This is a genomic window from Pseudomonas arvensis (genome assembly GCF_056688935.1).
This window is the reverse complement of sequence record NZ_CP162038.1, coordinates 1,544,631-1,556,763: the sequence shown is the minus strand read 5'-3', so window position 1 is coordinate 1,556,763 and position 12,133 is coordinate 1,544,631. Positions and strand designations below refer to the sequence as shown.

General features: G+C 59.6%; 12 protein-coding genes and 1 tRNA gene. 9 read left to right on the top strand and 4 right to left on the bottom strand.

What is annotated here, in order from left to right:
- Positions 1 to 10 precede the first annotated feature (10 nt).
- Complete coding sequence (locus AB3G88_RS07125; RefSeq protein WP_480453541.1) at positions 11 to 2,023, bottom strand: hypothetical protein; 2,013 nt, start codon at positions 2,021 to 2,023, stop codon at positions 11 to 13.
- A 141-nt stretch (positions 2,024 to 2,164) separates the two neighbouring features.
- Entirely contained in the window at positions 2,165 to 2,857 is a 693-nt protein-coding gene (gene ung, locus AB3G88_RS07120; RefSeq protein ID WP_480453540.1) for a uracil-DNA glycosylase, read from the bottom strand.
- Between the two features lie 136 nt (positions 2,858 to 2,993).
- On the opposite strand from ung, the gene AB3G88_RS07115 reads away from it, so the two are divergent.
- Positions 2,994 to 4,106, top strand: a complete 1,113-nt coding sequence (locus AB3G88_RS07115) for an enoyl-CoA hydratase/isomerase DspII (protein WP_099587513.1) — start codon at positions 2,994 to 2,996, stop codon at positions 4,104 to 4,106.
- A gap of 52 nt (positions 4,107 to 4,158) precedes the next feature.
- On the opposite strand, the gene AB3G88_RS07110 is transcribed toward AB3G88_RS07115, so the two are convergent.
- The gene (locus AB3G88_RS07110) at positions 4,159 to 4,524 is read right to left on the bottom strand and encodes a hypothetical protein (RefSeq protein WP_112194010.1); all 366 of its coding nucleotides are present in this window, start codon (positions 4,522 to 4,524) and stop codon (positions 4,159 to 4,161) included.
- Positions 4,525 to 4,833: 309 nt separating this feature from the next.
- Here AB3G88_RS07110 and AB3G88_RS07105 point away from each other — a divergent pair, with 309 nt between their 5' ends.
- From AB3G88_RS07105 to AB3G88_RS07075, 7 genes are all read left to right on the top strand, one after another.
- Entirely contained in the window at positions 4,834 to 6,456 is a 1,623-nt protein-coding gene (locus tag AB3G88_RS07105; protein WP_480453539.1) for a methyl-accepting chemotaxis protein, read from the top strand.
- Between the two features lie 63 nt (positions 6,457 to 6,519).
- Positions 6,520 to 6,732 carry a cysteine-rich CWC family protein gene (locus tag AB3G88_RS07100; protein WP_099587575.1) on the top strand — a complete coding sequence of 71 codons (213 nt, stop codon included), beginning with the start codon at positions 6,520 to 6,522 and terminating at the stop codon, positions 6,730 to 6,732.
- Positions 6,722 to 7,414 carry a 16S rRNA pseudouridine(516) synthase gene (locus AB3G88_RS07095; protein WP_480453538.1) on the top strand — a complete coding sequence of 231 codons (693 nt, stop codon included), beginning with the start codon at positions 6,722 to 6,724 and terminating at the stop codon, positions 7,412 to 7,414. The genes AB3G88_RS07100 and AB3G88_RS07095 overlap by 11 nt, the downstream gene beginning before the upstream one ends.
- 305 nt (positions 7,415 to 7,719) lie before the next feature.
- Complete coding sequence (locus tag AB3G88_RS07090) at positions 7,720 to 8,604, top strand: alpha/beta fold hydrolase (RefSeq protein ID WP_250925893.1); 885 nt, start codon at positions 7,720 to 7,722, stop codon at positions 8,602 to 8,604.
- A 122-nt stretch (positions 8,605 to 8,726) separates the two neighbouring features.
- A tRNA-Gly gene (locus AB3G88_RS07085) sits at positions 8,727 to 8,800 on the top strand.
- Positions 8,801 to 8,984: 184 nt separating this feature from the next.
- The gene (locus tag AB3G88_RS07080) at positions 8,985 to 9,509 is read left to right on the top strand and encodes a DUF3833 domain-containing protein (protein WP_099587518.1); all 525 of its coding nucleotides are present in this window, start codon (positions 8,985 to 8,987) and stop codon (positions 9,507 to 9,509) included.
- A gap of 21 nt (positions 9,510 to 9,530) precedes the next feature.
- The gene (locus AB3G88_RS07075) at positions 9,531 to 9,836 is read left to right on the top strand and encodes a DUF6482 family protein (protein ID WP_112194000.1); all 306 of its coding nucleotides are present in this window, start codon (positions 9,531 to 9,533) and stop codon (positions 9,834 to 9,836) included.
- 38 nt (positions 9,837 to 9,874) lie between these two features.
- Here AB3G88_RS07075 and AB3G88_RS07070 read toward each other — a convergent pair whose 3' ends face one another.
- Positions 9,875 to 11,038, bottom strand: coding sequence for an MFS transporter (locus AB3G88_RS07070; protein WP_480453537.1), 1,164 nt, complete (start codon positions 11,036 to 11,038; stop codon positions 9,875 to 9,877).
- A 95-nt stretch (positions 11,039 to 11,133) separates the two neighbouring features.
- Here AB3G88_RS07070 and AB3G88_RS07065 point away from each other — a divergent pair, with 95 nt between their 5' ends.
- Positions 11,134 to 12,051 (top strand): LysR family transcriptional regulator, encoded by a 918-nt coding sequence (locus tag AB3G88_RS07065; RefSeq protein WP_480453536.1) that lies wholly within the window; start codon positions 11,134 to 11,136, stop codon positions 12,049 to 12,051.
- Positions 12,052 to 12,133: the final 82 nt, after the last annotated feature.

Sequence of the window (12,133 nt, the reverse complement as noted above, 5' to 3'; positions counted from 1 at the left end):
GCGCGTTGATTCAGGATGGCGCGATGCAGGGCGGTAAATTGTTTGGACGAATCAACGTGACCAATACCAGGCTGAGCGCCGACGCGCCGACAGGCACTCCACCTCGAATCACCTGGTAATACGTGGTGGCTGAGCCGTGGGCCGGCTCATGGGGATATTCATCTCGCTTGACCAACCCAGGCAACAACACATGGGGATTGAACGGGACTGTGAACGTGTGACCGTTTTGCACCCCTTCCTGGGTCAACGAAGGCGAATCCCACTCGCCTTTAGAGCTGTCGATCACATGAACGAGATTGCCGTTGGGGCTGGCATAGCCCACCCAGATCAAGCGCAACACATCGCCTACCTCCAGTCGCGCAGTGTCCCCCGGGACAAATACCTTGACTCCAAAAGAGGGATGAGGGTTGAGCGTGCAACCTATAAACCCGGAATCAGGTCCTGGGCCATAGTTCACGTCCGGGTATTGGGTGCGCCTCAACCCCACAATCGGTGAAACGGCCACGGTGATGACTTTGTGGTTAGAACGTTGACGGTTCACGCCATTGAAAGTGCGATAGAAGAGATTGACCCGTGCGTTACCAATCGGCTCGATGAGCGACCAGGGAATATGGAACGTGATCAAAGCCCCCGGATTCTCACCGATGGCAACCTTGTGGGTATCCACCGGCACGGGGTTATCATTCCAGATCAGCTCCAGCTCATCGTCCACCTCGAAATCAACGCCCAACTCCAATTCCACAGTGGCGGGTTTGTTTTGATCCAAGAGGGTCAACACATCGTCGCCGGTCTCACCTTTGACGGTTGGCAGCAGAAGCAGGGGGTTGATGTAGTTGGGGTTGTCCGGGTTGAGTTCGCCCGCGGCGGTCAGGTCCACGGGGACGAACCTGGGGATGGCCGGCCGGGCGGTGCCGGTTCCACGTTGCCAGGTATAGCCGGCCCGGATCACCCCACCCACCAGCTCGAAGCCGCCTTGAGCCAGAATCGGCCAAGGAATATCGACACGCACTGGCCAGACCTGAAAAGGCCCTACGGTAATCGGAGGAAGGGGAATCAAGTCCCACGAAGGCGTTACCACATCGCCATCAAGTGCTCCAACGATTTCCAGGATATTCATATAGACGCCGCCACTTTCACGGGCATCTTCCAGGTCAATCCGCCCATTTGCACCCGCGCCGAAGGCTTGTGGCACCTCCGGCGAGAGAAACTGAATGGGCGAGGGTGTGAGCGCATTCAGTACGACGGAAGTACGCGACGCCGGCCCTTGCCAACCGGCGCGGTCTATCAAGAAGTACTGAGCGGAGTATTCTCGATTGCTGCGCAGTGTGCGAAACGTGTCGCCTTCAAAGACCAATTCGATCGGGGCACCGTTTTTGTGAGCCTGGGTAATGTGCACCGATGCGACTATCTCGTCGTTGCGTGAGTATGAGCGTCGAAACGCCGGCAACAACGTCAACTTACCGTCAACGCGATCCTCCAGGCGCATATCGGGCCATGGCGGCACAACAGCCATGACCTGATCATTGTTGGCCGGGTCGGCCAGGTACTCATCAGTCACACCGTTGGCTTGAATATAAGCGTCAAATTGCAGCCTGTTAGGCTGCTGCCCTTGATTGGGCGCAACCTTGTCTAGATCAATCTGGATTGGAAATGACGCGTCCGTAGGGTTGCCAGCGACCAGCTCAACGATGTACTGCAACCTGTGCAGGCCAGGCTCGGCCAGGCGGATAGCCGGTATGGAGCTCGCTACCATGGGCAGATCGCTTTCATCATAGGGGGCTGTCAACTCCTTCACATCACCAACCTGGACGTCATCCCACAGCCAGGTCACACGTGTTACCTCACCTGGGTCAAGCAGGCCCCCGCCAATCCAAAGGGTAGAGATTTCCACTGCCAACGGGTCAACTTGGTTCTGCCGATGTATTTTGTAAGCGACTTCATCATCCAGCAACGGCAGCGCCGCTGGAACCCAGGGCTGGTCCAGCGTGCGGGGAATAGGGGTAGAGGTTGTGTATTTGGGCATGTCCACTCTCCTTGGGCAATCGATCAATGACCGGCCATTGACCACCGATGGGAGTGCACCCAACCGACAAGGCCAGGTAAATCATTTAATGCGCAAGTACACCCTCTGGCTACTGTCGAATGTCACAGGTATGCACGCTGATCAGACAGGCGGCAACCGCCACTCAATCGGCGTCTCGCCATTCTGCTCAAGAAACTTGTTGGCGCGGCTGAAATGCCCGCAGCCCAGAAACCCGCGATACGCCGACAGCGGCGACGGATGCACGGACGTCAGGACCAGATGCTTGGTGGCATCGACCAGTTTCTGCTTGCCTTGCGCATGGGCGCCCCACAGCAGAAATACCAAATGTGGCTGGTGCTCGCTGACCACTTCGATAATCCGATCGGTAAAGAACTGCCAGCCCTTGCCCGCATGGGCGTTGGCATTGGCGCGCTCGACGGTCATGGTGGTGTTGAGCATCAACACGCCCTGGTCGGCCCAGCTTTGCAGGTAGCCGTGGCTGGGGATGTCGATGTTCAGGTCGCGCTTGAGTTCTTTATAGATGTTGACCAGCGACGGCGGTGTGGGCACGCCCGGTTGCACCGAGAAGCACAAACCGTGGGCCTGGCCGGGGCCGTGGTACGGGTCCTGGCCAAGGATGACCACCTTGACCTTGTCCAAAGGCGTGGAATTCAGGGCATTGAAAATCAAAGGGCCAGGCGGGTAGATCTCTTTGCCAGCGGCATGTTCCAGGCGCAGGAACTCGCGCAACTGGCCCATGTAGGGCTTATCGAACTCCTCACGCAGGGCGTGTTTCCAGCTGGGTTCGAGTTTGATACGGTCGCCTTCGGTCATAGTTGAATTGTCTTGTAAAAAAGAATGAGGCGAACCCTAGGAAAGCCGGCCTTGCTTGTCAATTGATCTGACACACCATCGGCACCTTCCCACGAAGCGATCATACTGATCCTTCACCCTCCCGAATGAGGTCACAATGAACCTGCACTTCGAAGAGCTGACTGGCAGCGACGGTGCCCGCATCGGCATCGCCAGCCTTGATGCTGAAAAATCCCTGAACGCCCTGTCCCTGCCGATGATCCTGGCCTTACACGATCGCATGGATGCCTGGGCCAAGGACCCGAATATCGTTTGCGTGCTGCTGCGCGGTAACGGACCCAAGGCCTTTTGCGCCGGCGGCGAGGTGCGCAGCCTGGCCATGGAATGCCGTGAACAGCCCGGCGAAGTGCCCGCCCTGGCGGCGCAGTTCTTTGCCGCGGAATACCGCCTTGATTACCGCCTGCACACTTACCCCAAGCCGCTGATCTGCTGGGGCCACGGCTATGTGCTGGGCGGCGGCATGGGCCTGCTGCAAAGCGCCGCCATCCGCATCGTCACGCCGAGCAGCCGCCTGGCCATGCCCGAAATCAGCATCGGCCTGTACCCGGATGTGGGCGCCAGTTGGTTTCTGTCGCGCCTGCCGGGCAAGCTCGGTTTATTCCTGGGCCTTACCGGCGCGCACATCAACGGCCGTGACGCCCTGGACCTGGGTCTGGCCGACCGTTTCCTGCGCGATGATCAACAGGACGAACTGCTCGATGGCCTGCTGCAACTCAACTGGCAGGAACAGACCGCGATGCAGCTCAACAGCCTGCTCAAGGCCCTGGCCCAGGAAGCAGTCAGCCAACAGCCCGAGGCCCAATGGCTGCCGCGCCGGGCGCAGATCGACGAATGGCTGGACGTTGGCGACGTGCGCTGTGCCTGGCGCGCCTTGAGCCCGCTGCGTGACCACGCCGATCCGCTGTTCAGCCGTGCCGGCACGACCTTGAGCGAAGGCTGCCCGCTGACCGCACACCTGGTGTGGGAGCAGATCCAGCGCGCCCGGCATTTATCCCTGGCCCAGGTATTCCAGATGGAATACACCCTGAGCCTCAATTGCTGCCGTCACCCGGAGTTCAGCGAAGGCGTGCGCGCGCGCTTGATCGACAAGGACCACAAACCCCATTGGCATTGGCCAGATATCAATACAGTTCCGGACGCCGTGGTGCAGGCGCACTTTCACAAGGCGTGGGAAGGCCGCCATCCGCTGGCGGACCTGTCCGATTACTGATTGCTTCACCAAAAAAAACGGCGCTTCCTGCGCCGTTTGCATTCAACACCGGTCAACGGTGACCGCCGCGACCGCGGCCATGGTCACCATCGCGTCCGTGCCTGCCATTACCCCCGTGATCACCCCAGCCCTGGTTCGGATAAGGCCGGTAGCCCGCCCTTGGCCCCGAAGGGTAATAGCGAGGTGCCGGCTGGTAATAACGCGGCGCCGAGTAGTAACGCGGTGCGGGTGCGTAGTAGCGCGGCGATGGGTAGTAGTCACGGCGGTATTGATACGCCGGGCCACCACCGTAGTAATACGCCGGCGCCGGTGAGGTGTAGACCTCGGATCGATAGTAGCTCTGGCCTCCATCGTAGTAGGGCACACAAGCGGAAAGGGTCAGACCGAGTAAAGCGCTGAGCAGCAGTCGTCGATACATGGCGGCCTCCTGGACCGCGAAAGAGCACCTCCAGCGACGCGGGAGGGCGGCATTCAGCTTTCACCGAATGACGAAATATCTGACATCAAAAACCGAATCTGGTGCGTTTTGGTAACAGCTTGATACATCTGCATCAGACCAAACTGTGTTGGCGCCGCAAGTTTGCCAATGGGTCGGGCTTTGAGAGTGGGTGGAACATTTGTGGGTGTATTGAAACTTTAAACAATTGAATAGTGTCACTATGACATCGCACAATAGCACGGAGGCTCTAGCGCGAGCTTTATACCCCTATAACCTCGGATTTCAGCCATGAAGATTTCAACCAAACTGTTGCTCTCCTTTCTACTGTGCGCAGTGGTAACCCTGGGCGTGGGTGTACTGGGTATCAAAGGGGTCGTTCGCCTCGCCACTGCACTGGAATTGACGTTTTCGAACAATCTGGTCTCCGTCAGCACCACCTCGGCCACCCTCAACGGCCTGGTCGCTCATAACCGTGGCCTGTACCGGTTGATGGATGCCAGCCAGGGCGACGTGTCCCAGCAAGACCGCGATCGCGTGCGCCAGGACATCACCAAAGAACTCGCGAACAGCCAGGCCGCCTACAAAACCTACCGCACCACGCCGCTGGAAGACGACGAACGGGCAGCCGGCGATAAGCTCGACCAGCTCTGGCCCACCTACATCAGCAACTCCGAACGCATCATGTCGATGCTTGAAAACAACCAGCTCGACCAGGCCCGTGCACAGCTCAACACCACCAACAATGAGATTTTCCGCCAGGCACGCGACTTGATCCGCGTGCTAATCGACTCCAACAACCGCCAGATCAAAGAAGGCTCCATCGCCGCTGATGACCTGCGCAACAGCGCGCTGACCTGGATGATCAGCGGCATCGTGCTGGCCTTCATCATCGCCATCACCATTGGTGTGTTGATCACCCGCCTGATCACCCGCCCCATCGCCCAGGCCGTGGAGAGCGCACAACGCATTGCCAGAGGCGACCTGACCCAAGCCATCGTCACCGAGCGCACCGACGAAGCCGGGCAACTGCTGATGGCGCTGGCCGACATGCAGGGCGGCTTGAAAAGCACCCTGGTGGAAATCGCCAACGCCTCTGACCAGCTTGCTTCAGCAGCAGAGGAACTCAGCGCAGTCACCGAAGAAAGCAGCCGGGGCCTCATCCGCCAGAATGACGAAATCCAACAGGCCGCCACCGCCGTCAACCAGATGACCGCCGCGGTGGACGAAGTGGCGAGCAACGCCGTGTCCACCTCGGAAGCCTCGCGCCAGGCCACCACCGAAGCCGAAGAAGGTCGTGAGCAAGTGGCCCAGGCCGTGTCCGGCATGGGTTCGATGGTGGTCGAGATCAATGATTCGACGCAATCGGTCGCCGACCTCGCGGGCCAGGTCCGGGAAATCGGCAAGGTGATCGATGTGATTCGCGGCATCGCCGACCAGACCAACCTGCTGGCCCTCAATGCGGCCATCGAAGCAGCCCGTGCGGGTGAGCAAGGTCGAGGTTTCGCGGTGGTTGCCGATGAAGTGCGGGCCTTGGCCCATCGCACCCAAATCTCCACCGTCGAAATCGAAAAAATGATCGGCGAAGTGCAGGTCGGTGCCGATGACGCCGTGGCCGCGATGAACAAGAGCCTGACCTGGGCCAACAACACCCAGACCCTGGCACAGAACGCCGGCGAGGCGTTGGAACGCATCACCAGCAGCGTGGCGAAGATCAATGAGCGCAACCTGGTGATCGCCTCCGCTTCCGAGGAACAGGCGCAAGTGGCCCGTGAAGTGGACCGCAACCTGCTCAACATTCAGGACCTGTCGACCCAGACCGCCGCCGGCGCCCACCAGACCAATGCCTCCAGCCAGGACCTGTCGCGCCTGGCTACGTCGTTCAATCTGCTGGTCAGCAAGTTCCAGCTGTAAGTAGCCTGCCGTGGGTTGGCGCTGTATCGTGCAAGGCCAAGCGAACCTTGCCCGATGCAGCCCATGACCACGCCAACCCTCTGCCCCGCCTGCGGCGCCCGCAACGACTGCACCCTGGCCGACCCACGTACCGCCGACCAGGCCTGCTGGTGCTTCAGCGTCACCATCGACACGGCGGTGCTCGAAGCGTTGCCGGACGAGCTGCGCAACACAGCCTGCCTGTGCCCGCGCTGCGCCCAAGTCGATCAACAGCTGCGCAGCCGCGATGCGAGTTGATCGTTTCCTCAGCAACCTGTCGCAGTTCAACCGCAAGCAAGTGCGTTTGCTATTGGTAGAAAGACGGGTGACCGTCGATGGGCTGGCCGTCAGCGACCCTCACCATGAAGTACGGGAGTTCAGCCGCGTGTGCGTTGATGAGAACGTGCTGCAGGCGGGCAAACCTGCGCGGTATTTCATGCTGCACAAGCCTCAGGGGTGTGTGAGCGCGACGTCGGACCCGCAACACCCCACGGTGCTGGACCTGCTGCATGAACCGGACACCGCCGACTTGCATATCGCCGGCCGTCTGGATTTCAACACCACCGGGCTGATGCTGATCACCAATGACGGCCAGTGGTCGCGCCGCCTGACGCAACCGACGACCAAATTGCCCAAGGTCTATCTCGTTGAAACAGAACAGGCCATCGGCGTCGAGTACGCGAATACGTTTGCGGCGGGCCTGTACTTTGCGTTTGAAGACCTCACCACCCAGCCCGCCGCATTGGAACTGCTGGGGCCGACGACCGCGAGACTGAGCATTATCGAAGGCCGTTATCACCAGGTGAAGCGCATGTTCGGGCACTTCAACAACAAAGTGATCGGCTTGCATCGCGAGCGCATGGGGCCGCTCGAATTGGATGCAGCGCTGGCGCCGGGCGAATATAGGCCGTTGACGCTTGAGGAAATCCGCCAGGTCTGATGACCGTTCAGCCGGTGATGGCAAAAACCCATTTTTACGCCTTGCGACATCCCGAGTCTGTGCTTGAATCAAGCTCACCAGTTTAAATATGACTGGCGAGTCGCCTATAACCTCCAAGAAACACCTTGCCCCCGCCCGCGCTTTATCCCACGGGCCTTCCAGGCAAACAGCCCGCCATAACAACACCCGTCGGCCAGCCGTCATCGGACCGACATGGGCCTCCATTTTCAGGCGTATGCCTACCTGTCACAAAGCTCGTGCAGAGTTATCTGCGCGCCCTACCCGCTTGCCAGGAGTCTTACGACATGAGGCCAGAAATCGCTGTGCTGGATATACAGGGTCAGTATCGGGTTTACACGGAGTTCTATCGCGCGGACGAGGCTGAAAAGACCATCATTCTGGTCAACGGCTCAATGGCCACCACGGCATCCTTCGCCCAGACCGTGAAAAGCCTGCACCCGCAGTTCAACGTGGTTTTGTACGACCAGCCCTACGCCGGCCGCTCCAAAATCCATAACCGCCATGAGCAAATGCTGACGAAGGAAGTCGAGGGCCAGATCTTGCTGGAACTCATCGACCACTTTGCCGCCGAGCACGTGCTGTCGTTTTCCTGGGGCGGCGCCGCTACCCTGGTCGCCCTCGCCCACCGCCCCCGTCGCGTGGAAAAGGCCGTGATCAGCTCGTTCTCCCCGGTGATCAACGCGCCCATGCGTGACTACCTGGAGCGCGGTGTCGACTACCTCGGCAACCTCGACCGCGACCGTGTCGGCCACCTCGTCAACAACACCATCGGCAAACACCTGCCGTCGCTGTTCAAGCGCTTCAACTACAAGCATGTCAGCAGCCTGGCCGAGCACGAATATGGGCAGATGCACTTCCACATCAGCCAAGTGCTCACCAGCGACCGACTCTGCTACCTCAAGGCCGCCAAGGCGATCGACATTCCCGTGCTGTTCCTCAACGGCGAGTGGGACGAATACACCAGCGCCCAGGATGCCAGGCAGTTCGGCAACTACGTGGCCAACAGCAGCTTCAGCACCATCCAGGCGACGGGGCATTTTCTCGACATGGAGCATAAAGCGGCATGCAAGGACAGCCGGGAGGCAGTGGTGGGCTTTTTGAAACCGGCGCGGCAGATCAGCCGATTGCGTTATCACCAAGGTCAGGCACAGCATGCATTTGCAGTTTGAAATGATGACTCAACGCCACGCTCGTTGTGGCGAAGGAGCACACGCCTTCGCCGCAACCTGCACATTTTCAAAGAAAAACTTCAAATCCAAGTGAACATCTGGTACAAAGTCAGCCGCTCTGAGCGGGTATAGTTTAATGGTAGAACAGTAGCTTCCCAAGCTTCCGACGAGGGTTCGATTCCCTCTACCCGCTCCACTCAGACATAGATCCCACGCCAACATGGTTTTGGCGGGGGATGCATAAAGAAACCGGTCCCTGGAGGCCGGTTTTTTTATGCCAATATTTTCCCGACCGCAAAACCTGTACAAATACAGAATTCTGTACAACTATCAGACCTTGAGCGCAGGCACCAAGCCTCGCACGATCAAGGAGCCGGGCAATGACGCGCCTGCTGATTTCACTGTTGCTGGTTTTGAGCCTGGCCAGTTGCAGCAATGTAGAGGTCGGACACTACGCCGACCAGAAACCTGCGCTGGATCTTGAGCGTTTCTTCAGTAAACCCGTGAAAGCCTGGGGCATCTTCGAGAAACGCTCGGGCGAAGTCGCCAAGCGTTTTGAAGTGGATATCGCCAGTCATCGCGAGGGCGACAAACTGATTCTCGACGAAAAGTTCCTGTACAGCGACGGCACTCGCCAGCGCCGCGTGTGGACGCTCACGCCCGATGGTCCGGGGCGCTGGCGCGGGCGAGCGGGTGATGTGGTGGGCGAGGCCATCGGCGAAGTCGCCGGGAACGCGTTGCGGTGGCGCTACCGCCTCAACCTCCCGGTGGATGGCTCGGTGTACGAGGTGAGTTTTGACGACTGGATGTACCTGATGGACGAGGACACGATGATCAACCGGTCGAGCATGTCCAAGTTCGGCGTGGAATGGGGCCAGGTCACGTTGTTCTTTCGTCGCCAATAACAGTCAACGCGGGGGTGAAAAATGAATGTGCAGAAGCTGGCCAAACTGGCCGAGAAAGGTGAAATACGGGGTCTTGAGTTGCTGTCCCTGGAGGGCGGTTTCTATATTGCCCGCGTGAAGCTCGATCACGTCGAGATGACATTGCTGGACGATAACGGCAAGACCCTGCGCCTGCGCTCCAGCACGCATTTACGCGACCTGTTGCAGGACGTTCCACCGTTTCCCTGTGTGTTGGTGCAGCAGTGCGCCCATGACGAAATGTGTGGCACCCGCGAGGGCGCTGTCGGTGCGTTGCGCATTCCATTTTCGCTGGGTGCGACTCTTTAGGACCGTTGCAACCAGCCATCCAGGCCCGGCAGGCAACGTCATGAGGGTTGGCCCCGCATAGGTTCGTAGGGTCGCCAACCTGTCAGCGCGATCAACAAGATCAACAGCTGGAACACGATGATCAGCGCCACGCAACCGTCCCAGCCCCAACGCTCCCAGATCAGCGCTGGCACGACTGCACCGCAACTGCCGCCCAAGTAGTAACACGTGAGGTAGACGCCAACGGCACCGGCCTTGTTGTCGTGCGCGGTGGCGGTGGTGAAGGCATTGGCTGCGGCCTGGGCAAGGAACACGCCGGTGGAACTGAGGGCCAGGCCCGTCACGATGCACCACAGAGAGGGGATCAGCGTCAGGGCTGATCCGCTTACGCCAAGCACGGCAGCCTCCGTCAGCAATTGGGCATGGGGACGGGCCTTGCTCAGGCGCCCGGCGATAGGGATCACAATCAGCGCCAACAAAAACACCATGTACAGCGTGCCTAAGGCCGCCGGTCCAAGGTTGAATGGCGGTAGGCCAAGGTACAAACCTGCGTAGGTAAACGCCGCAACCTGGGAAAACAACACACAAAAACCTACGGCGTACGCAGCCAACAATGGTTTGCGAAAAACGCTCGAAGAAGAAGCGCGGACCTGGACCTCCCGCGCACGGTTGGCCGGCAGCAGAAACTGGATAAACCCACCGACCATCAAACTCAACACCGCCAGCACTTCAAAGGCTTCGCGCCAACCGAAGTACTCGGTCACCATCCCCGTGACGAAGCGTCCGGCAAACCCACCCAACACGGTGCCGGCGACATACAGGCTGGTGACTTCGGTGACGGTGCCGCCATGCCAACGGTCGCCGATATAGGCCACGCTGGTGGCAAACACCACCGGTATCACCATGCCCTCCACGAAGCGCCACACCAGCACTTCGGCAAAGCTGCCGGCATAGGCGGTCATCAACGTCGGCACCGCCAGCAACAGCGCGGCCACGCAGATCACCGTGCGTTGCTCGAAACGCCCGGTCACACGACTGACAAACGGCGCGGTGATCGCCACGGCGAGAGTGGTCACCGTGATGCTCCAACCTGCGGCCTTGGGGCTGAGGTGGAACTGCGCGGCAAAGGTCTGGAGGATACTCTGGGTTGCATACAGGTTGAGAAACGCCGCGCAGCCACACAGGAACAGGGCAAGGCGGGCGCAATGCAGGCGCGATTTCATGAAACCTCTCGTCTTATTTTGAAAGGTCTTTATAGAATGGCCTGCGGGTCTGGGACCAATACCGAATTCCGACCGATTGATACCCAAGGACCAGGATGCTCGACCTACGCAAGCTGCGTTACTTTCTGACGGTCGCCGAGGAATTGCACTTCGGCCGTGCTGCCATTCGCCTGCACCTCGCGCAACCACCGCTGACACGGCAGATTTCAGCGCTGGAAGCAGAGTTGGGTTTCAAACTGTTTGACCGCACCAGCCGCACGGTGACCCTCACGGCCCAAGGACGAGCGTTCCTGCCCTATGTACGCAGGGTGTTGGAACAGATCGACGTGGCACAGGTGATCGCAAACAAATTGGCCGCAGGCACTGCCGGGCAGCTGGCGCTCGGTTATGCCAGCTCAATAGCCCTCTCAGATCTGTTCAGCCAAGCGATCCAGTCTTTTGCCCAGCGATATCCAGATGTGCAGTTGACGCTGGTGGAGTGCGCTTCCGGCAGCCTGGGCGCTCAGGTAGCGGATGGGCGGCTGGATATCGGCTTGAGCCGACTGCTACCGCCCCCCCGAGAAGTGCAGGTGCTATCCCTGGGAGAGGAGCGGTTGGTAGCGGCGGTGTCCGCAGACAGCCCACTGGCGAGCCTGGCCGAGGTCAGCTTGGCGCAGCTCAGTGCCTACCCACTGATATTGTTTCCGGCGGATTATGGCTCCGGGCTTAACCAATCCATCGAACAGCTTTACCGGCACCACGGCGTGCCCCTGCGCCCTGGCCCGACTGGGCGGCAGATCACCTCGATCATCGCGCTGGTGGCGGCTGGCCAAGGGGTGGCGCTGGTACCGGAATGCACGCAAAGCTTGATGAACAAGGGCATCAAGTACAGGCCGCTGATCGAGGCGGACGCCTGTGCGCAGTTGTTAGTCTTGACCGCGACTGAAACAAAAAGTGTGTTGGTCGAGGCGTTCCTCAGCGTGATTGCCGGGATCTCGTCGACTGCGCTTAAAGTGCTGCAGCAGGACCGCTGACGCCGTCGAATTCCACCGCAAGAAACGTAGTTTTGACCGGGGCGGCATGCTTTAGATTGGCACTACACCCGCCCATAGGAGC

Excerpts from the sequence above, each read along its gene's own strand:
- AB3G88_RS07115 (WP_099587513.1), top strand. The coding sequence starts at position 2,994 with ATGAACCTGCACTTCGAAGAGCTGACTGGCAGCGACGGTGCCCGCATC.
- AB3G88_RS07105 (WP_480453539.1), top strand. The coding sequence starts at position 4,834 with ATGAAGATTTCAACCAAACTGTTGCTCTCCTTTCTACTGTGCGCAGTG.
- AB3G88_RS07125 (WP_480453541.1), bottom strand. The coding sequence starts at position 2,023 with ATGCCCAAATACACAACCTCTACCCCTATTCCCCGCACGCTGGACCAG.
- AB3G88_RS07070 (WP_480453537.1), bottom strand. The coding sequence starts at position 11,038 with ATGAAATCGCGCCTGCATTGCGCCCGCCTTGCCCTGTTCCTGTGTGGC.
- AB3G88_RS07100 (WP_099587575.1), top strand. The coding sequence starts at position 6,520 with ATGACCACGCCAACCCTCTGCCCCGCCTGCGGCGCCCGCAACGACTGC.
- AB3G88_RS07075 (WP_112194000.1), top strand. The coding sequence starts at position 9,531 with ATGAATGTGCAGAAGCTGGCCAAACTGGCCGAGAAAGGTGAAATACGG.
- AB3G88_RS07090 (WP_250925893.1), top strand. The coding sequence starts at position 7,720 with ATGAGGCCAGAAATCGCTGTGCTGGATATACAGGGTCAGTATCGGGTT.
- AB3G88_RS07065 (WP_480453536.1), top strand. The coding sequence starts at position 11,134 with ATGCTCGACCTACGCAAGCTGCGTTACTTTCTGACGGTCGCCGAGGAA.
- ung (WP_480453540.1), bottom strand. The coding sequence starts at position 2,857 with ATGACCGAAGGCGACCGTATCAAACTCGAACCCAGCTGGAAACACGCC.
- AB3G88_RS07080 (WP_099587518.1), top strand. The coding sequence starts at position 8,985 with ATGACGCGCCTGCTGATTTCACTGTTGCTGGTTTTGAGCCTGGCCAGT.
- AB3G88_RS07095 (WP_480453538.1), top strand. The coding sequence starts at position 6,722 with ATGCGAGTTGATCGTTTCCTCAGCAACCTGTCGCAGTTCAACCGCAAG.
- AB3G88_RS07110 (WP_112194010.1), bottom strand. The coding sequence starts at position 4,524 with ATGTATCGACGACTGCTGCTCAGCGCTTTACTCGGTCTGACCCTTTCC.